Source organism: Mycobacterium sp. PTI7 (genome assembly GCF_056679845.1).
In genome coordinates this window covers 226,417-244,426 of record NZ_CM155252.1, presented here as the reverse complement: position 1 = coordinate 244,426, position 18,010 = coordinate 226,417, and the positions used below count along the sequence as shown (strand labels likewise).

Annotated in this window: 17 protein-coding genes; 10 read left to right on the top strand and 7 right to left on the bottom strand. The window is 70.4% G+C overall.

Translation table 11 applies throughout. From position 1 onward, the window contains the following. Window positions 1-4: 4 nt before the first annotated feature. On the top strand, window positions 5-994 hold the full coding sequence (locus tag AC1MEY_RS01185; RefSeq protein WP_480231736.1) for a nucleoside hydrolase: 990 nt from the start codon (window positions 5-7) through the stop codon (window positions 992-994). A 12-nt stretch (window positions 995-1,006) separates the two neighbouring features. Here the strand turns inward: AC1MEY_RS01185 and AC1MEY_RS01180 are convergent, their stop codons facing one another. The 4 genes from AC1MEY_RS01180 to AC1MEY_RS01165 are packed head-to-tail and all read right to left on the bottom strand — an operon-like array spanning window position 1,007 to window position 4,246. Beyond that, a complete protein-coding gene (locus AC1MEY_RS01180) occupies window positions 1,007-1,429 on the bottom strand; it encodes an organic hydroperoxide resistance protein (RefSeq protein WP_480228930.1) in 423 nt (140 codons plus the stop codon). Next, complete coding sequence (locus tag AC1MEY_RS01175; RefSeq protein WP_480228929.1) at window positions 1,426-1,887, bottom strand: MarR family winged helix-turn-helix transcriptional regulator; 462 nt, start codon at window positions 1,885-1,887, stop codon at window positions 1,426-1,428. Before AC1MEY_RS01175 ends, AC1MEY_RS01180 begins: the two co-directional genes overlap by 4 nt. A gap of 54 nt (window positions 1,888-1,941) precedes the next feature. Continuing rightward, window positions 1,942-3,507 (bottom strand): DNA polymerase Y family protein, encoded by a 1,566-nt coding sequence (locus AC1MEY_RS01170; RefSeq protein WP_480231735.1) that lies wholly within the window; start codon window positions 3,505-3,507, stop codon window positions 1,942-1,944. A 31-nt stretch (window positions 3,508-3,538) separates the two neighbouring features. Beyond that, on the bottom strand, window positions 3,539-4,246 hold the full coding sequence (locus AC1MEY_RS01165) for a hypothetical protein (RefSeq protein WP_480228928.1): 708 nt from the start codon (window positions 4,244-4,246) through the stop codon (window positions 3,539-3,541). A gap of 341 nt (window positions 4,247-4,587) precedes the next feature. On the opposite strand from AC1MEY_RS01165, the gene AC1MEY_RS01160 reads away from it, so the two are divergent. The 9 genes from AC1MEY_RS01160 to AC1MEY_RS01120 all read left to right on the top strand — a co-directional run bounded on the left by AC1MEY_RS01160 (window position 4,588) and on the right by AC1MEY_RS01120 (window position 13,872). Further along, on the top strand, window positions 4,588-4,839 hold the full coding sequence (locus AC1MEY_RS01160) for a hypothetical protein (RefSeq protein WP_480228927.1): 252 nt from the start codon (window positions 4,588-4,590) through the stop codon (window positions 4,837-4,839). 68 nt (window positions 4,840-4,907) lie between these two features. After that, on the top strand, window positions 4,908-6,515 hold the full coding sequence (locus AC1MEY_RS01155; protein ID WP_480228926.1) for a S53 family peptidase: 1,608 nt from the start codon (window positions 4,908-4,910) through the stop codon (window positions 6,513-6,515). Continuing rightward, entirely contained in the window at window positions 6,512-7,726 is a 1,215-nt protein-coding gene (locus AC1MEY_RS01150) for a zinc ribbon domain-containing protein (protein WP_480228925.1), read from the top strand. The genes AC1MEY_RS01155 and AC1MEY_RS01150 overlap by 4 nt, the downstream gene beginning before the upstream one ends. Beyond that, a complete protein-coding gene (locus AC1MEY_RS01145; protein ID WP_480228924.1) occupies window positions 7,723-8,442 on the top strand; it encodes a hypothetical protein in 720 nt (239 codons plus the stop codon). The genes AC1MEY_RS01150 and AC1MEY_RS01145 overlap by 4 nt, the downstream gene beginning before the upstream one ends. Window positions 8,443-8,636: 194 nt before the next feature. Beyond that, window positions 8,637-9,653 (top strand): alpha/beta hydrolase, encoded by a 1,017-nt coding sequence (locus AC1MEY_RS01140; protein WP_480228923.1) that lies wholly within the window; start codon window positions 8,637-8,639, stop codon window positions 9,651-9,653. Next, complete coding sequence (locus tag AC1MEY_RS01135) at window positions 9,650-10,504, top strand: SDR family NAD(P)-dependent oxidoreductase (protein WP_480228922.1); 855 nt, start codon at window positions 9,650-9,652, stop codon at window positions 10,502-10,504. Before AC1MEY_RS01140 ends, AC1MEY_RS01135 begins: the two co-directional genes overlap by 4 nt. 11 nt (window positions 10,505-10,515) lie before the next feature. Then, a complete protein-coding gene (locus AC1MEY_RS01130; protein ID WP_480228921.1) occupies window positions 10,516-11,436 on the top strand; it encodes a ferritin-like domain-containing protein in 921 nt (306 codons plus the stop codon). Next, entirely contained in the window at window positions 11,433-12,944 is a 1,512-nt protein-coding gene (locus AC1MEY_RS01125) for a flavin-containing monooxygenase (RefSeq protein ID WP_480228920.1), read from the top strand. The genes AC1MEY_RS01130 and AC1MEY_RS01125 overlap by 4 nt, the downstream gene beginning before the upstream one ends. 1 nt (window position 12,945) lies before the next feature. Then, complete coding sequence (locus tag AC1MEY_RS01120) at window positions 12,946-13,872, top strand: MerR family transcriptional regulator (protein ID WP_480228919.1); 927 nt, start codon at window positions 12,946-12,948, stop codon at window positions 13,870-13,872. A 2-nt stretch (window positions 13,873-13,874) separates the two neighbouring features. Here AC1MEY_RS01120 and guaA read toward each other — a convergent pair whose 3' ends face one another. The 3 genes from guaA to AC1MEY_RS01105 all read right to left on the bottom strand — a co-directional run bounded on the left by guaA (window position 13,875) and on the right by AC1MEY_RS01105 (window position 17,933). Continuing rightward, a complete protein-coding gene (gene guaA, locus AC1MEY_RS01115) occupies window positions 13,875-15,434 on the bottom strand; it encodes a glutamine-hydrolyzing GMP synthase (RefSeq protein WP_480228918.1) in 1,560 nt (519 codons plus the stop codon). A 20-nt stretch (window positions 15,435-15,454) separates the two neighbouring features. Further along, window positions 15,455-16,135 (bottom strand): hypothetical protein, encoded by a 681-nt coding sequence (locus AC1MEY_RS01110; protein WP_480228917.1) that lies wholly within the window; start codon window positions 16,133-16,135, stop codon window positions 15,455-15,457. 61 nt (window positions 16,136-16,196) lie between these two features. Further along, window positions 16,197-17,933 carry an FAD-dependent oxidoreductase gene (locus AC1MEY_RS01105; protein WP_480228916.1) on the bottom strand — a complete coding sequence of 579 codons (1,737 nt, stop codon included), beginning with the start codon at window positions 17,931-17,933 and terminating at the stop codon, window positions 16,197-16,199. Window positions 17,934-18,010 lie beyond the last annotated feature (77 nt).

Below are 18,010 nucleotides of genomic sequence, written 5' to 3'. Positions count from 1 at the left end.
CGCGATGGCGCTGGCCTACCTGTTCGCCAGCGCCGACGCCGACGTCGTGGGCATCGCCTCGACCGCGGGCAACGTCCCGGTCGACCAGGTGTGCGCCAACAACCTCGGACTGCTCGACCTGTGCGGCACGAGCGGGATCCCGGTGTCGAAGGGGGCGCAGCGGCCGCTGGCGATCCCGCTGCGCACCGCCGAGGACACCCACGGCCCGGAGGGCATCGGTTACGCCCACCTGCCCGCGGGCAGCGGCACGGTCACCGACTACGACGCCGCGGAGGCATGGGTGCGCGCCGCCCGCGAGTACCCGGGCGAGCTGGTGGGCCTGGCCGTCGGTCCGCTGACCAATTTGGCGCTGGCACTGCGGCTCGAGCCCGCGCTGCCCCGGCTGCTGCGGCGCCTGGTGATCATGGGCGGCGCCTTCGGGTACCGCGGCAACACCACGCCGGTGGCGGAGTGGAACGTCAACGTCGACCCCGAGGCCGCCGCCGAGGTGTTCTCGGTGTGGGGTGCGGCGTGGGGCCTGGAGCGTCCCGCACACCTGCCGATCGTGCTGGGACTCAACCTCACCGAGCACGCCGCGATGACGCCGTCGACGTTGAGCAGACTTGCCGCCGCGGCGAATTCGTCGACCACGCCGATGAGCGTGCTCGACGACCGCGGTACCCGTTCGGCGGCCGCCAACCCGCTGATCCGGGTGCTCGAGGACGCGATGCGGTTCTACTTCGAGTTCCACTTCGACCAGGGCGAGGGCTATCTCGCCCACCTGCACGATCCGCTCGCCGCCGCGGTCGCCCTGGACCCCGACCTGGTCCGCTGCCGGCAGGCGACCGTGGACGTCGAGCTGACCGGCACGCTGACCCGCGGCATGACGGTCGCCGACTGGACCGGGCACTGGGGTCGCTACCCCAACGCGCACGTCGGCATCGAGGTCGACCCGGACGCCTTCTTCGATCGGTTCATCGCCCGGGTCGGGCCGTTCGCGGCAGGACTGGCCTGACCGCCGGTCCGCTCAGTCGTCCGAGACGGCGAGCGTGACGTCGATGTTGCCCCGGGTGGCGTTCGAATAGGGGCACACCTGGTGGGCCTTCTCGGCCAGCGCCTGCGCGGTGTCGTGGTCGAGGTTGGGCAGCGTGACCTCCAGCTCGACCGCGAGGCCGAAACCGCCGCCGTCGATCTGGCCGAGCGACACCCGCGCGCCGACGGACGAATCCGAGACGTCGGCCTTCTCCTGCCGGGCGACGAGCCGCAGCGCCGAGTGGAAGCAGGCCGCGTAGCCGACCGCGAAGAGCTGCTCGGGATTGGTGCCGTCGCCGCTGCCGCCGAGTTCGGTCGGCGAGGCCAGGTCGAAGTCGAGCCGGCCGTCGGAGGATCGGCCGTGGCCGTCGCGACCGTCGCCGGTGGCCAGTGCCTCTGCGGTGTAGAGCGTCTTCATTCGGATGTCCCTTCTTCGGGTGTGCGCCGTGCGGATGCACTGAGCGCGTCGTTGAGGCGGCGGACCGCATCGCGGAGGTCCGCGGCGTCCCGTTCGGTCATGCCGGTGGCGGCGAACAACTGCTCCGGGATGCACTGCGCCCGCCCCTCGAGCCGACGACCGGCCGGGGTGAGGGCGACGTCGACGAGCCGCTCGTCGGTGCTCGACCGGCGACGGCTCACGTACCCGTTGGCCTCCAACCGCTTCAGCAGTGGCGACAGCGTGCCGGAATCGAGCTGGAGCCGCTCGCCGAGGCGACCCACGCCGACCGTGCCCTCCTCCCACAGCACCAGCAGAACCAGGTACTGCGGGTAGGTGAGGTTCATCTCGGTGAGGACCGGACGGTAGGCGGCCGTCATGGCCCGCGATGCGGTGTACAGCGCGAAACACAGGTGATCGTCGATCCCCAATGTGGCCATGGGAGCAACGGTAGACCACAATTCAATTGTGCACAACCAGTCAGGACGAGGCGCCTACTCGTAGACCCCCTCCAGGTACCACCTCCGCTGCCGATAGCACAGCAACATCGCGCAGCCGGCACTCAGCACCTGCATGCGGGCCGTGCGACCGGTGGCGGAATGCTCCGGATCCCACCACCTTTCGTCGACCGGCCACGGCCCGGCCCACCAGCTCAGCGTCCCCGGCACCCGGTCGGTGGACAGCGCCGCGACGGCAGGCACCGTCGAGCCGGAGACCCGCAGGCGCGCCGGATCCGCGGAGAGCAGCCCGCGGCCGGTCACCCGTACCGGGTTGTCGTCGACGTCGAGCAGTTCCACCGGATCGTCGAGCAGCACCGTGGGCGACGGCTCGGGAAGCCGGCCCGGCCACGGCTGCGCAGGATCGGCGCGCGGCACCGGCTCGTCGCCCAGCGGGGTGAACGTGATGCGCTCGGCGGGACCCCGACCACCGCTGAGCACCGGCACGCGCACGGCGTCGGGGCCGAGCAGACCCTGCACCCGCACCAGTGCGCGACGGGCGCGCAGCCGGTCCTCGTCGCCCGAGGAACCCCACAGCGGCAGCTGCAGCGCCGCGGCCGACACCACCTCCACCGGATGTAGCCGCAGCAGTGTGATCGGCGCGGTCGGGCGGTCCTGCATGCGCCGGTTGAGCCACCCGTCCAGCTGCCAGCGCACGCGGTCCGCGGTGGCGTCCTCGGTGAGCGGTTCGGCGCACCGCCAGACGCGTTGCAGCTCTTCGCCGTTGGCGGTGACCGCGTGGATGGCCAACCGGGTGCACCCGATGCCCGTGGCCTCCAGCGTGCGGTGCAGCTCCGCGGCCAGCGACCGTCCGGCGAACGCCGCCGCGTCGACCCGGTCGATCGGCGGATCGCAGTCGAGGACGGCGTCGAGGTCGGCGGGGGGTTCGCGACCGGACGGGCCCCGCGACGACTCCCCGCGGGCGAACCGGTGGGCGGTCACCGCGTCCACCCCGAACCGGGACGCGACGTCGGTCCTCGACAGTGCAGCGAACTGCCCGACGGTGCGGATGCCCATGCGCCACAGCAGGTCCGCCAGCTCCTCGCGGCCGGGCTGGGCCAGGCTGGGCTCGGCGGCCAGCTGGCGAATGGACAGCGGGGCGAGGAACCGGGCGTCACCCCCCGACTCGACGATGCGCCCGGCGCGGGCGGCGAACACGGCGGTGGGCAGGTGATCGGCGATGCCGACCTGGCACTCCGCACCGGCCGCGGCCACCGCGTCGACGAGGCGCTCCGCCGCCGCCTGCTCGGAGCCGAAGTACCGGGCCGCGCCACGGACGGACAGCACCAGCAGTCCGGGCCGCAGCACCTCCGCACGCGGCACCACCTCGTCCACGGCAGCCGTCACCCCTTCGAAGTGGCGGGCGTCGCGGGCCGGGTCGGCGGCCACGACGTGCAACTGGGGGCAGCGCGCCTGCGCCTCCCGGCGCCGCAGCCCGCGGCGCACCCCCGTGGTGCGCGCCGCCGCCGAACAGGCCACCACGCGGTTGGCCAGCGTCACCGCCACCGGCGCCGTGGCGGGCAGACCCGCCGCCGCAGCCGCGGCGACGGCCGGCCAGTCCATGCACCAGACGGCCAGCACCCGGCGGCTCACGTCAGCCACCCACCGCGCGCACGGGATCGCTCGACCTGCCGCGACCGCGCATGGCCAACCGCACCCGGCCGATGCGGCCGCAGCCCGGCACCGGCGGCCCGGCACCCGCGCCCGTCACGTCGTAGCCGCTGACCCTGGCCTCCAGCCGGGCCGACGCTCCGGGCCAGTCACCACCCGCCACCAGGAGGGTGCACTGCTTCTGCCGGGCCCGCGCCGTCACCGCCCGCGCGCGGGTCGGCGCCACCGACCGGCCGCGCAGGTTCAGCACCACCAGGTCCAGACCATCCATCAGGACCGCCGCCACCTCGACGGGATCGGCACCCGGGTCGGGGATGACGGCCAGCCTGCTCAGGTCCGCGCCCATCTCGACCGCGGCCAGCAGTCCGACGTCCGGCATGCCGACGATGGCCGCATGACCGCCCGACGACGTCACCGAAGCCACCATCGACAGCATCAGCGACCGGGCCCCCGACACCACCGCCACCGCACCCCTGGGCAACGCGCCCGGTAGCAGATCGGCCAGCGTTTCCGGCATCGGCAGCAAAGTCTCCGAGGCCGGCAGGAGGGGGTCTGGAGCCGTCGCGGTAGGCTGTTCGACACCCCCTCGGGACGGCCCCTTGCCCGACATCGCCGCCATCTTGCGGCGGAGGTGTTCTACCTGCTCAGCGCGGTTGGACGGGAGGTCGTGCAGGCTTGCGAGGCTCGCCACAGCAGTACCTCCCGCACCATCCGAATCACGCGTTCGATCGAACACTTGTTCGATACGACGAGTAAACACTCACCCTCCGACAACCGTCAAGCGATCGGGTGCCGGATGGGCCGTCCGGAACCCCAGCGGCGACGGGCCGGAGGCGCTGCGGGGAGATCGGCGTCACCCAAGATCAGGTGTTCCTGCGGCGACTTGCGTGGTGAGCTAGAGTTTTGATCACCAGAACCCACTTCGGGACGGGGCTGGTGTACGCCCCGTGAGCTAGCGATGGGACGTGCGGAATCGCCTGCGGTTCGCCGGAGATCACATGTTCATTACTCGGGGATGGTAAGGACAGCATCATGAAGTCGAATCGTCGTATGGCTCGTCGCATCGCGGCAGCCGTTGGCGGTACCGCAATCGTCGCAATGGTCGGACTGACCGCGGCGTGTGGCACCGACGAAGAAAAGGCACCCGAAACGTCGACCACCACGAGCACCACGGCTCCGTCCGTGTCGCCCACCGAGAAGTCGATCAACCCCACGGGCGGGAACCTGTTCACGCCTTCGGTCAAGGCGCCTCCCGCGCCGACGGCCATTCCTGGCGACAACTGACATCACGCGGCCCTCGGGAACCCTCGCACCCGTGAGGGTTCTCGAGGCTCTGCTGGTGTCCCCCTCCCATGGCTCGTAGCCGACCAGGGCGCTGGCTGCTGATCGCGGTCGCAGCGGCGGTACTCCTGGTCGCATCGGACATCCGGACGTCACCGCCGTCCGAGGGACCCGGCTACATCGACGGACCGTTCGCACTGCTCCTCGCGGCGTCGACGGACCTCGGTCCCGCACGCGGCGACCACGTGCAGCTCACCGCCTCGCTCGGTAGGGCCGCGTACCCACGCGCCCTCACCGATTGGGCACGGGCACGAGGACTCTCCGTGCACTGGCGGCCGGGCGACGCCTGGGCCGTCGTCGAGGGCACCCCGGCGGCGGTGGCGGAGGCCTTAGACGTCGAGGTGCACGACTACCGCGGGCAGCGCGGCCAGGAGTTCTATGCCTCGCCCCAGCAGCCCCAGGTGCCGGACACCCTGCACGCGGAGGTCGCGGGCCTGGGCCGGATCCTCAGCTACACGCCGCACAAGATGTCGCGTCCGGACATCCTGCCGCTGGACGTCCCCGATCGCGGACTCGATCCCTCGGCGCTGCTCAACACCTACAACGTCACCCCCCTGGCCAGGGCCGGCTTCACCGGCAAGGGCCAGACGATCGTCATCTACGCCTTCGACGGCTACGACCAGGCCGACCTCGACACGTTCGCGGAGACGTTCGCGCTGCCGAAGTTCACCCCGGAGGTCGTGGGCGGACAGGCCGGCAGGCCCCGCGGCGAGCTGACGATGGATCTCGAAGTGGCACATGCCATTGCGCCCGATGCGACCAAGGTCGTCGTCAACGCCCGTCCCACCGTGGAGGGCGAGGGCGGCTACGTGAAGATCGGCCAGATGCTCGAGGACACCGATCGCCGGTTCCCCGGCGCCGTCTGGAGCTTCTCGATCGGCTGGGGCTGCGACAAACTCCTCACCGCAGCCGACCTGCAGCCCGTCCGCTCGGCGCTGGCGCGCGCGCACCTCAACGGCACCAGCTCCTTCAACGCCAGCGGCGACCTCGCCGGCCTGGAGTGCAAGGGCGGCGACGACTGGGACTCGCCGCCCGGGCCCGCGGACGTCGGACTGGACTCCGTGGCGTCGCTGCCCGAGATGACCAGCGTCGGCGGCACCACCCTGTCCACCGACGCGACCGGCCGCTGGCTGTCCGAACAGGCCTGGTTCGACGTCCCGCTGTCCCAGGGCACCGGAGGCGGGGTGTCCACCCTGTTCGACGCGCCGCCGTGGCAGCAGGGCATCGCAGGCGACGTCGACCCCGAGCGGCACGGCGACAAGCGGATGACACCGGACGTCGCCGCGGTGGCCGACCCCTTCACCGGGGTGAAGATCGTGCTGAACCAGGACGTCGTGGTGGGCGGTGGCACGTCGCAGTCCGCACCCATCTGGTCGGCGATGACGGCCGTCATGAACCAGTACCTGCTGGCCAACGGCGGACGCCAGATCGGCGAGGTCAACCCGGTGCTGTACCGGGTCGCGGCCGGCGCACCCCTGCCCGCCTTCCGGGACGTGACCCTGGGCGGCAACGCCGTCGACACCGCAGGGCCCGGCTACGACCTCGTCACCGGCCTGGGCACCCCCGACATCGACAATCTGGTGAGGAACATCCTCCTCTTGCAGAGAGCGACCCGATGAGCACCGACGACACGACCCAGCCCGAACGCCCCGTCATGGAATGCGGCGTGTGCCAACTCGACGTACCCGCGGGCGACTACTGCGGCCTGTGCGGCGGACACCTCGCGAAGAGCCCGCACAACGGTCCGGAGTGGTTGCGGCGCAAGTCGTTCAGCGCGTCACCGGGCGAGCACCTGCTGATGCCGAACATCGTCAGCACGCTGTTCCCCCAGCTGTCGCCGCGCTCCCGGGTGCCGTTCCTGATCGGGCTGGGCCTGATCCTGGCCGCGCTCCTGGCGGCCACGTTCTTCCGGCTCCCCGCGGCACTGGTGACCGTGGCCGCGCTCGGGCTGCCGCTGATCTTCCTGATCTACCTGCAAGAGGCCGACGCCCACCGCGACATCCCGTCGGTGGTCCTGGTCGCCACCGCGACGATCGGCATCGGCCTGGGAGTCGGCTGGGTGCTGATCACCGGCGAGATGGTCTCGAGCGCCTACGACGTGCCGCTGGGCGCCGGGGTCGTCGCGTCGCGCGTCCTGCGCGAGGGGCTCGGCGTTCCCATCGGCGGCATGCTCCTCATGCTGGTACCCGCCGTGCTGATGCGGTTCACGATGCGGCACGACCAGGAATCGTTGGACGGCTTCGGAATCGGCGCGCTGGGCGCCCTGATGTTCACGGCCGCGGCGACGCTCACCAGGCTCGCGCCGCAGTTCAGCTCCGGCATGATCGCCCGCGGCAGGCCGATGGACGGACTGATGGTCGAGGCGGGCATCCGGGGCATCGCGGTCCCGCTCACCGCGGCGTGCGTCGGCGGACTCATGGGCTCGGCGCTGTGGTTCACCCGGCCGGAGAACAAGCGCCACCAGCACCGCAACTACGTCCGTCTGGCGCTGTTCCTGATGGGCTTCGTGGTGATCGCCCTCTACGCCGGCCTCGGGCTCGTCGACATCGCAGGTGTGCCGCAGTGGGTGCAGCTGGGCGTCCACCTCGCGATCGCCGCCCTCGCGCTGCTGGCCCTACGGGTGGGGCTGCACCTCGCGCTGCTCCACGAGGCGCACGACGACGTCGACCAGGACAACCCGATCCACTGCCCGCAGTGCGGTCACGTCGTGCCCGACATGCCCTTCTGCGTGGCGTGCGGTGCCGCCACGCGGGCCGCCTCGCGCACGTCCCGCGTGGCGCGCCGGGAGCATCGGCCCGTCCTGCGCGGCGACGGGACGACCTCGTCATGACGACGATCGCACCCGGCCACCTCTACTTCGCCGGCGACTACGACGTACCCGAGCCGCGCCAGACGTCGCACCGGCACCTCGTCGTCGTCTGGGTGGTGGCCATCGCGCTGGTCGCGGCCGGACTCGTCGCGCTGTCCGGAGCGCTCGACACTCCCCCCGCCCGCTACATCTGCCCGCCGGACTGCGGCACGCCGCCCTTCGGCGAGCCCGTCACCGTCAACCCGCGGTTCACCGCCGCCGACGGCTCGTTCACCGTCGCCTATCCCGCCGAGGGCGCCGCCTACAAGGTCACCCAGAATCCGGACGGGATCACCGCCGACCTGCTGGCCGGCGACGGGGGCACGCTGCAGCTGTTCAGCAGGCCGGCCGAGGGACGCGCGCCGCGGGACATCGCCTACCAGCTGGTGCGCGAAAACATCCCCGACACCAAGACCGCCTACGAGATCCCCAATGCGATGGTGGGTTACCAGCCGGGTTTCGGTGTGGCCGTTGACTGTTGGCCGCAGGGCGCCACGTCCAGCTACACCAGGATGCGGGTGCTGGTCATGGTCGCGGTCAAGAACGACCTTGCGCTCGTCGCGGCCGCGCTCGGGCCGTACCACGCGTTCGGCCCCGACTTCGGCTCCGGCAAGCCGTCGGCCGCCAACCTCCAGATCGCCCTCGACATGGGCAAGTACGTCAACAGCTTCACCTGGCGGGGCGACCCCGCGCGGTAGGGCCCCGGGGTGCGCCTCCTCCGCGAGCGTCGAACCGGAGAGTACGGGCGTGATTAGCGCTCGTCGGCGACGTGACTCTCCAGTTCGGCGTAGATCGCTCACGTGACCTGAACCTCCTCACGCCCAATGGTGACATTGACGAATGTCACCATTGCTGGTGTACTCATCGGACGCTTCGACCAACGGAGGTCCGAATGCCCGCCTATACGGCCGTCGAGAGCACCCATGTGCCCGCCCGCGGCTCCCTGAGATCCCGTGGCGCCGCCACGGTCAGCGGTCTGACACTGCGTCAGATCAGCGCAGTCCTACCCCCCGAACGCGCGTGGGGCCTGTGGGCGTCGCGGCAGATCATCGCCCGGATCATGGACGCCTTCGGTCCGTCGCTCGCCGGTTCGCGCGTCGATCCGGTCGACGTCCGACTGGCCGACGGCAGGCGGGTCAAGGGCGAGTGGGTGTACGGGAGCGGAGTGCACTCCGCGCAAGCGCGGCTCCAAGCCACCGACCGGGCCGTCTACTTCCTGCACGGCAGCGGGTTCGCGCTGTGCTCGCCGCGCACCCACCGCCGGCTGGCCGCGTGGCTGTCGCGACTCACCGGAGTGCCGGTGTTCGTCGTCGACTACCGGCTGGCGCCGCGGCACCGGTTCCCCGCAGCCTCGATCGACGTCCACGCGGGCTGGGACTACCTGCGCACCGAGTGCGGGCTGAACCCCGAGAACATGGTCATCGCAGGCGATTCCGCCGGCGGTCACCTGGCCATGGACCTGATGCTGCAGCCCGACGTCGCGCACCCCGCGGCCGTCGCGCTGTTCTCGCCGCTGATCGACCTGACCTTCGGGCTCTCCCGCAGCCGCGAGGAACTGCGACGCGACCCGGCGATCCGGGCGGCCGACGCCGCCAAGCTGATCGGGTTGTATTGCGGCACCGAGGATCTGACGAATCCGCGGCTGACGCTGGACGTCGCGGGCGGTCGGGTCATGCCGCCGACGCTGATCCAGGCGGGTGGCGGCGAGATGCTCGTCACCGACGCCCGCCGGCTCGCCGCCGACGTCACCGCCGCGGGCGGTGACTGCCACCTCGAGGTCTGGCCCGACCAGGTCCACGTCTTCCAGGCACTCCCCCGGCTCGCCCCCGACGCCGTGCCCGCCATGCGCAGGGTCGCGGCGTTCGTGGCGGACGCGTGGCGTGCCACCGACGAAAGGGCAGTGGGATGAACCCGTTCGGAATCCTCGGCTGGTCCAAGCGCAGCCGCAACGCCGACGCCGTCATCACCGGCGCGGGCAGCGGCATCGGAGCCGCCTTCGCCGCCGAGCTGGCCCGCCGTGGCGGCCGGGTGGTGTGCAGTGACGTCGACGAACCGTCGGCCAGGGCCACCGCGGACGCCATCGTCGCCAGGGGCGGTACCGCCACGTCCGTGCGCTGCGACGTGTCCTCCATCGACGACGTCGCGCAGCTCGCCAAGGAGGCCCAGGCCTTCTTCGGCGGCGCACCCACGCTGGTGATCAACAACGCCGGCGTCGGTGCGGGCGGCACCTCCATCGGCGAGGCGGACCTCGACGACTGGAACTGGGTGCTCGGCATCAACCTGTGGGGACCCATCCACGGCTGCCACGTGTTCACGCCGATCCTGCGCGACGCCGCCGGGCGGGACGACAGGCCGCGCGGCATCATCAACGTCGCCTCGGCGGCCGCGTTCGGCGCCGCTCCCGGCATGGCCGCCTACAACGTCAGCAAGGCCGGCGTGCTGTCGCTGTCGGAGACGCTGTCGGCCGAGTTGTCGGGCACCGGCATCTGCGTCACCGCACTGTGCCCCACCTTCGTGAAGACGAACATCGTGGACGCGGGCCGGATCACTGAGGGGTCGACCCAGCTCGCCGACACGCTGATGCGCTGGACGGGCTTCAGCCCCGAGCGGGTGGCCAGGACGTGCCTGGACACCCACGACCGCGGCGGCCTCTACTGCATGCCGCAGCCCGACGCCCGGATCGGCTGGGGCATCAAGCGATTCACTCCGACGGTGTACACCCGCGCCGTCGGTCTCACCACTCGCATGACGACTTCCTGAGGAGAGTTCGAATGGCCATGGACATGGACGTAATGCTGGCGAAGATCAAGGACAAGCAGTGGGCGCTTGCCGACATCGACTGGGACGCGCCGGGTGCGGAGAACATCACCGATGAGATGCGCCCGAAGCTGAAGGCCTTCATGGCCGACCTGTGCTGGATCGAGAACGTGGGCGCCCGCGGTTTCGCCGCGATGGCCAAGAAGGCACCGACGCCCGCGCTCGCCGAGATCTACCGCTACTTCCACGCCGAGGAGCAGCGGCACGCGAACGCCGAACTGGCGCTGATGAAGCGGTGGGGCATGCTCGACGACGGCGAGATGCCGGAACCCAACGTGAACATCCGGCTGGCGATCGACTGGCTCGACACGTACGCCGACGGCATGTCGCTGTCGATCCTCGGCACCGTCATCCCGATGCTCGAGGTCGCACTCGACGGCGCGCTGCTGAAGTTCCTCCTCGAGGAGGTGCACGATCCGGTGTGTCACCAGGTCTTCGAGAAGATCAACAACGACGAGTCCCGGCACATCGCCGTCGACTTCGAGGTGCTCAACCTCATCGGTCAGGCCGACGCACGCCGGCTGCTGGTCCAGTTCGTCGGCAACGTCGCCTCCCCCGCCCTGATCCTGGGCATCATCATGTACGTGCCGCTGCTGAACCGGATGCGCAACAACATCGTCGACATGGGCCTGCAGCCCGAGAAGCTCTACAACGCGATGAAGCGGTTCAAGACGCTCGGCGAGCGCGGCGAGAGCACCTGGCGGGTGCCCACCTACCAGCTCCTGAAGCTGCACTCCCGCATGGTCGTCAAGCCGAACAACCCGTACCACTGGGTGGCGAACCCGATGGTCTGGGCGTCGGACTACTACCCGAAGAAGCTGCTCAAGCCCATCCCCACGTGGTTCAAGGAACTCACCCACGAGCCGGCGGCATGACGGTGGCCACCCGCGTCTACGACACGCTGATCGTCGGTACCGGCTTCACCGGCATCGGCACGGCCATCAAGCTGACCCAGGCCGGCGTCGACGACTTCGTGATCCTCGAGCGGGACCAGCAGGTCGGGGGCACCTGGCGGGACAACACGTATCCCGGTGCGGCGTGCGACATCCCGTCGCTGCTCTACTCGTTCTCGTTCGTCGCGAACCCGACGTGGTCGCGCGCCTACTCCCCCGCGGGTGAGATCCGGCAGCACATCGAGGACATGGTCGACAGGTTCGACCTGCGCCGCCGGATCCAGTTCGGCGTCGAGGTCACCGGTCTCGAGTTCGACGAGGCCGAGGGCACGTGGACGGTGAAGACGTCGGGCCGCAAGCGATTCCATGCGCGGTCCGTCGTGCTCGCGTCCGGACCGCTGTCCGACCACCGGTGGCCGGAGATCCGTGGCCTGGACTCCTACGAGGGGCACAAGATCCACAGTGCCGCGTGGGACCACGACTACGACTTCACCGGCAAGCGCGTCGCCGTGATCGGCACCGGCGCCAGCGCGGTGCAGATCGTGCCCGAACTGGTGAAGCGGGCCGGCTTCGTCAAGGTGTTCCAGCGCACGCCGGGATGGGTGATGCCGCGCCTCGACGTCGCCACGCCGGAGGCCGCGCAGAACGCCTTCGCCAAGGTGCCCGCGGTGCAACGGGTGGCGCGGCAGGCGCTGTACTGGGGCCACGAGGCCACCGCGACCGCGCTGGTGTGGAACTCACCGCTGACCGGCCTGGTGAAGCGGTTGAGCAGGGCGCACCTGCACCGTCAGGTCAAGGACCCCTGGCTGCGCCGGCAGCTCACGCCGGACTTCACGCCGGGGTGCAAGCGCATGCTCGTCTCCAGCGACTACTACCCGGCCCTGCAGCGCGACAACTGCAAGCTGATCGACTGGCCGATCGCGACGATCAGCCCCGTCGGCATCCGCACCAGTGACGGCATCGAGCACCACCTCGACGCCATCGTGTTCGCGACCGGGTACGACGTGCACCTCACCGGTCCGCCCTTCCCGGTGACGGGCGTCGGCGGGCGGTCGATGGCGGAGGAGTGGACCGGGGGCGCGCAGGCGTACAAGAGCATCAACGCCCACGGGTATCCGAACCTGTTCATCATGACGGGGCCCAACTCCGGGCCCGGCCACAACTCGCTGCTCGTCTTCGTCGAGGGTCAGATCGACTACGCCGTCGCGGGGATCACGACGATCCTGCGCAACGACCTGCGGTTCCTCGACGTCCGCGCGGACGTCCAGCAGCGGCACAACGAGGTGCTGCAGAAGCGGCTGACGAAGACGACGTGGATGAGCGGCTGCAACAGCTGGTACCTGACCGCCGACGGATTCAATGCGTCGATGTACCCGGGATTCGCGACACAGTATCTTCGACAGATGCGCGACTTCCGATTCACCGATTACGAGGCGGTGGCCCGCGACGCGGGATCCCACCGCCTGCGTGCGGTGACGTCGTCGGCCTGACGTGTCCGCTCGGCAGCCCAAGCAGCAGGCAGGGACGTTCTCGACGATCCTGACCGGCCTGCGTCGGGCGCCGCGACAGATCCGGCGTGGATCGCGCGACGTGATCGAGACGGCGGTGTCGCAACTGTTCGACGCCGCCGTCTCACCGCACGGTCTGGAGGCCGCCGGCGAGTACCGCATCGAGGAACTGGCGCGGCTCGCGGGGACGACCACCCGCAACATCCGGGTGTATCGCGACCGCGGGCTGCTCCATGCCCCGCTGCGCGTCGGCCGCATAGCGCTGTTCAACGACACCCACCTGACCCGGCTGCGCCTGATCACCTCGATGCTCGACCGCGGCTACAACATCGCGCACGTCCACGAGATGCTGTCGGCCTGGGAGCAGGGCAAGGACATCGGCGACATGCTGGGCCTCGAGTCCGCGATCGCCGGCAGCTGGGCCACCGAGCGTCCCGAGCGGATGGCCGAGGCCGACGCCCGGCGGCTCGTCGACGACGACGTGGCCTTCGAGCGGATGCTCGGCAACGGCGTGATCCGGCGCGACGGCGACGACCCCGACCGCGTGACGGTGGTGCGGCCCAAGCTGATCGAGATCTTCAACGAGATCCGCCAGTACGGCGTCGCGGCCGACAAGCTGGTCGACCTGCACGAGCGGATCGAACCGCTGGTCGATCAGATCAGCGGGCTGCTGGTGCAGGCGGGCGTGGAGCACGTCGTCGACCGCATCATGCCCGGTGAGTCCCTACCGCCGGACACCGAGATGGCGGAGTTGATCACAATGCTGATCCGCTTCCGCACCCAGGCCGTCAGCGCGGTGACCGCCACGCTCGCGTTCTCGATCGAGACCACCATCGAGTCCGCCGTCAGCCAGATCCTCGGCGCGTACATCGCGAAGGAAGCCGAGGCGGACGCCGAACCCGAGGGCTGACGTCACTCCCACTCGATGGTGCCCGGCGGCTTGCTCGTCACGTCGAGCACCACCCGGTTCACCTCGCGCACCTCGTTGGTGATGCGCGTCGAGATGCGTTCCAGCACTTCGTAGGGCACGCGCGTCCAGTCGGCCGTCATGGCGTCCTCGCTGGACACCGGTCGCAGCACGATGGGGTGGCCGTAGGTGCGGCCGTCGCCCTGCACGCCCACCGATCGCACGTCGGCGAGCAGCACCACCGGGCACTGCCAGATCTGGTTGTCGAGCCCGGCCGCGGTCAGTTCCTCGCGGGCGATCGCGTCGGCCCGCCGCAGGGTGTCCAACCGGTCCGCGGTGACCTCGCCGACGATCCGGATGCCCAGGCCCGGGCCCGGAAATGGTTGGCGCCCAACGATCTCCTCGGGCAGACCGAGTTCGCGACCGACGGCGCGGACCTCGTCCTTGAACAGCAGCCGCAGCGGCTCGACGAGGCGGAACTTCAGGTCGTCGGGCAGCCCGCCCACGTTGTGATGGCTCTTGATGTTGGCCGTGCCCGCCCCGCCGCCGGACTCGACGACGTCGGGATACAGCGTGCCCTGCACCAGGAAGTCGACCTCGCCGCCCCCGTCGGTGACGATGTCGCGCACCGCTCCCTCGAAGGCCCGGATGAACTCGCGGCCGATGATCTTCCGCTTGCCTTCGGGGTTGGTGACACCGGCGAGCGCCTCGAGGAAGCGGTCGGCCACGTCGACGGTCACCAGGTTCGCACCGGTGGACGCCACGAAGTCGCGCTGCACCTGACCGCGCTCGCCGGCCCGCAGCAGACCGTGGTCGACGAACACACACGTCAGCTGGTCGCCGATCGCGCGCTGCACCAGCGCGGCCGCCACCGCGGAGTCGACGCCGCCGGACAGGCCGCAGATCGCCCGGCCGTCGCCCACCTGCGCCCGGATCTGCTCGACGAGGGCCTCGGCGATGTTGGCCGCCGTCCACGTGCTGCCGATGCCCGCGAAGTCGTGCAGGAAGCGGCTGAGGATCTGCTGGCCGTGCGGCGTGTGCATCACCTCCGGGTGGTACTGCACGCCGGCGAGTCGGCGGGTCGGGTTCTCGAAGGCCGCGACGGGTGCCCCGGCGCTCGTCGCGACGACCTCGAAGCCCTCGGGTGCGGCGGTCACGGCGTCGCCGTGGCTCATCCAGACTGGTTGCGTCTCCGGCAGATCGGCGTGCAGCTGACCGCCGGCGACGCTCAGTTCGGTGCGGCCGTACTCGCTGGTGCCGGTGTGGGCGACGGTGCCGCCGAGTGCCTGCGCCATCGCCTGGAAGCCGTAGCAGATGCCGAAGACGGGGACGCCGATGTCGAAGACCGCCGGGTCGAGTTGCGGTGCGCCCTCGGCGTACACGCTCGCCGGCCCGCCGGACAGCACGATCGCCTGCGGGTCCCTGGCCTTGATCTCCTCGACGGTGGTGCTGTGCGGGATCACCTCGGAGAAGACCCGTGCCTCGCGGACGCGACGCGCGATGAGCTGCGCGTACTGGGCGCCGAAGTCGACCACCAGGACGGGGCGTGGTGCGGGGGAATTCACCCGCCCAGTCTAGTGGCGGTTCAGGTGGCGGTCGCCCGCCACAGCACCGACATGCCCTCCTGCGTCACCGCCATCGCGCGGGCGAAGGTCTGCTCGTCGAACCCGGGCAGCGCCTGCAGCCGGGTCAGCAGCGCGTCGTCGGCGCCGAGCGGCACCGACTCGGTGCTGCCGTCCACGTAGCTCAGCACGAAGAACACGTCGTCCTCGAACGAGCCCTGCGACGTCGTCATCAGGGCCACCTGGGTGAGTCCGTCGGGTCCGGGCGCCACGGGTTGCGCGGCCGCGTAGGCGTCGAGCAGACCGTCGACCTCGCGTCCGATCGGTTGCAGCACGGCCGGATCGCGGTCCGGGAACCCGAACCGGATGGCGCGGTAACTGCCGAGCTGCACGGGTCCGAGCGCGCGGTCGTAGGACTGCTCCTCCATCCGCACGTTCTCCAGCCGCCAGCTGCCCACCAGCAGCAGACCGCGGTCGGGGTTCTCCGGCCGCGACTGGATCACGTACAGGTGGTGTCTGCCTGCGGCGATCAGCGACCACGCGGGCAGTCCGCCCGCGAGCTGGTCGCGACTGCGCGAACCGGCCGGCGAGCCCATGCTGCTGCCCACCCGGGTGAAGTTGGCCGCGGCCACGAGCGGCTCGTCGGCGAACGGCTGCGCACGGTTGATCAACAACCGTGCCCGCCGCCGCTGCAGGAAGCTCACGGGAACATGTTCTCAGGTAGTACGGCCGAACCGCCCGTCAACTCGCGTGAAAGCCGAGAAGTCAGCCGGTGGACGTGACCGGCTCGATCGGCAACCGCCGCAACGCCGCCGGTGCGTGGGCGGGAACCACCGGACGCTCCGGCTCGATCGGCGCGAGCCGGCGGTAGGGCTCACCCTGTGCGGGCCGGAGGTCTTCCTCGCCCTTGTTGGGCCACAGCGCCGCGGCACGCTCGGCCTGCGCGGTGATGGTGAGCGACGGGTTCACGCCGAGGTTCGCCGACACCGAGGCGCCGTCGACCACGTACAGCGTCGGGTAGTTGTAGACGCGCTGGTACGGGTCGATCACGCCGTGGTCGGCGTCGCTGCCGATGGCGGCGCCACCGAGGAAGTGCGCGGTCAGCGGGATGTTGAACAGCTCGCCCCAGGTACCGCCGGCGACGCCGTCGATCTTCTTGGCGATGCGCCGCGTCACCTCGTTGCCCGCCGGGATCCAGGTGGGGTTGGGCTGACCGTGACCCTGCTTGCTCAGGTAGCGCCGGATACCGAACCTGTTGCGCTTGGTGTAGGTCGTGATCGAGTTGTCCAGGTTCTGCATGACGAGCGCGATCATCGTCCGCTCGCTCCAGCGGCGCGGGTTGAGCAGGCGCATCGTGCCGCGCGGATCTGTCCTGGCCGCCTGGATCAGCTGCTTCCACCGCGGCACACCCGTGCCGTCGGGCAGCAGGCCGTCGGTCATCAACGTCTGCAGCAGACCCATGGCGTTGGAGCCCTTGCCGTAGCGGCACGGCTCGATGTGGGTGTCCTCGGTCGGGTGGATCGACGACGTGATGGCGACGCCGTGGGTCAGGTCGAGGTCGTCCTTCACCCGCAGGCGGCCGGCGCCGACGATCGACTCGGAGTTGGTGCGGGTGAGCACGCCCAGCTTGTCGGAGAGTTCGGGGAGCTTGCCGGTGTCGCGCATCTTGAACAGCAGCTTCTGCGTGCCGTAGGTGCCGCCGGCGACGATGACCTGGGACGCCGTGTAGGTGGTCTGCTTCCGACGCACCCAGCGGCCGGTCCGGACGGTGTGCACCTTCCACGATCCGTCGGCCTGCGGCTCGAGGTCGGTGACCGTGGTCATCGGGATGACGTCGGCGCCCGCGGACTCGGCGAGGCCTAGGTAGTTCTTGAGCAGCGTGTTCTTGGCGCCGTAGCGGCATCCCGTCATGCAGGATCCGCACTCGATGCAGCCGGTGCGCTCGGGCCCGGCCCCGCCGAAGTACGGATCGGGGACGCGCTTACCCGGCGTCTTCTCGCCGTCGGGGCCGAAGAACACGCCGACCGGGGTCGGCACGAAGGTGTGGCCGACGCCCATGTCGTCGGCGACCTCCTTCATGATCCGGTCTGCGTCGGTGAACGTGGGGTTGGTGACGACGCCGAGCATGCGCTTGGCCTGCTCGTAGTGCGGCAGCAGCTCCTCGCGCCAGTCGGTGATGTCACGCCACTGCGCGTCCTGGAAGAACGGGTCCGAGGGCACGTACAGCGTGTTGGCGTAGTTCAGCGACCCGCCGCCCACGCCCGCGCCCGCCAGGATCATGACGTTGCGCAACAGGTGGATGCGCTGGATGCCGTACATGCCGAACTGTGGCGCCCAGAGGAACTTGCGCAGGTTCCACGAGGTCTTGGCCATGTCGGTATCGGCAAACCGCCTGCCCGCCTCGAGCACGCCGACGCGGTAGCCCTTCTCGGTGAGGCGCAGCGCGCTGACGCTGCCTCCGAAACCGGAGCCGACGATCAGGACGTCGTAGTCAGGATCCATGAGCCCATTATGAACTTACCGATGGGTAACTAGCTAGACAGGCGACCCTAACTTGTAAAGCCGCTCCGGCGTGCGGG

Coding starts and splice junctions, on each gene's coding strand:
- AC1MEY_RS01140 (WP_480228923.1), top strand. CDS start 8,637: ATGCCCGCCTATACGGCCGTCGAGAGCACCCATGTGCCCGCCCGCGGC.
- AC1MEY_RS01185 (WP_480231736.1), top strand. CDS start 5: ATGGCGCTGGCCTACCTGTTCGCCAGCGCCGACGCCGACGTCGTGGGC.
- AC1MEY_RS01170 (WP_480231735.1), bottom strand. CDS start 3,507: ATGGACTGGCCGGCCGTCGCCGCGGCTGCGGCGGCGGGTCTGCCCGCC.
- AC1MEY_RS01150 (WP_480228925.1), top strand. CDS start 6,512: ATGAGCACCGACGACACGACCCAGCCCGAACGCCCCGTCATGGAATGC.
- AC1MEY_RS01180 (WP_480228930.1), bottom strand. CDS start 1,429: ATGAAGACGCTCTACACCGCAGAGGCACTGGCCACCGGCGACGGTCGC.
- AC1MEY_RS01160 (WP_480228927.1), top strand. CDS start 4,588: ATGAAGTCGAATCGTCGTATGGCTCGTCGCATCGCGGCAGCCGTTGGC.
- AC1MEY_RS01135 (WP_480228922.1), top strand. CDS start 9,650: ATGAACCCGTTCGGAATCCTCGGCTGGTCCAAGCGCAGCCGCAACGCC.
- AC1MEY_RS01175 (WP_480228929.1), bottom strand. CDS start 1,887: ATGGCCACATTGGGGATCGACGATCACCTGTGTTTCGCGCTGTACACC.
- AC1MEY_RS01155 (WP_480228926.1), top strand. CDS start 4,908: ATGGCTCGTAGCCGACCAGGGCGCTGGCTGCTGATCGCGGTCGCAGCG.
- AC1MEY_RS01145 (WP_480228924.1), top strand. CDS start 7,723: ATGACGACGATCGCACCCGGCCACCTCTACTTCGCCGGCGACTACGAC.
- AC1MEY_RS01125 (WP_480228920.1), top strand. CDS start 11,433: ATGACGGTGGCCACCCGCGTCTACGACACGCTGATCGTCGGTACCGGC.
- AC1MEY_RS01130 (WP_480228921.1), top strand. CDS start 10,516: ATGGCCATGGACATGGACGTAATGCTGGCGAAGATCAAGGACAAGCAG.
- AC1MEY_RS01105 (WP_480228916.1), bottom strand. CDS start 17,933: ATGGATCCTGACTACGACGTCCTGATCGTCGGCTCCGGTTTCGGAGGC.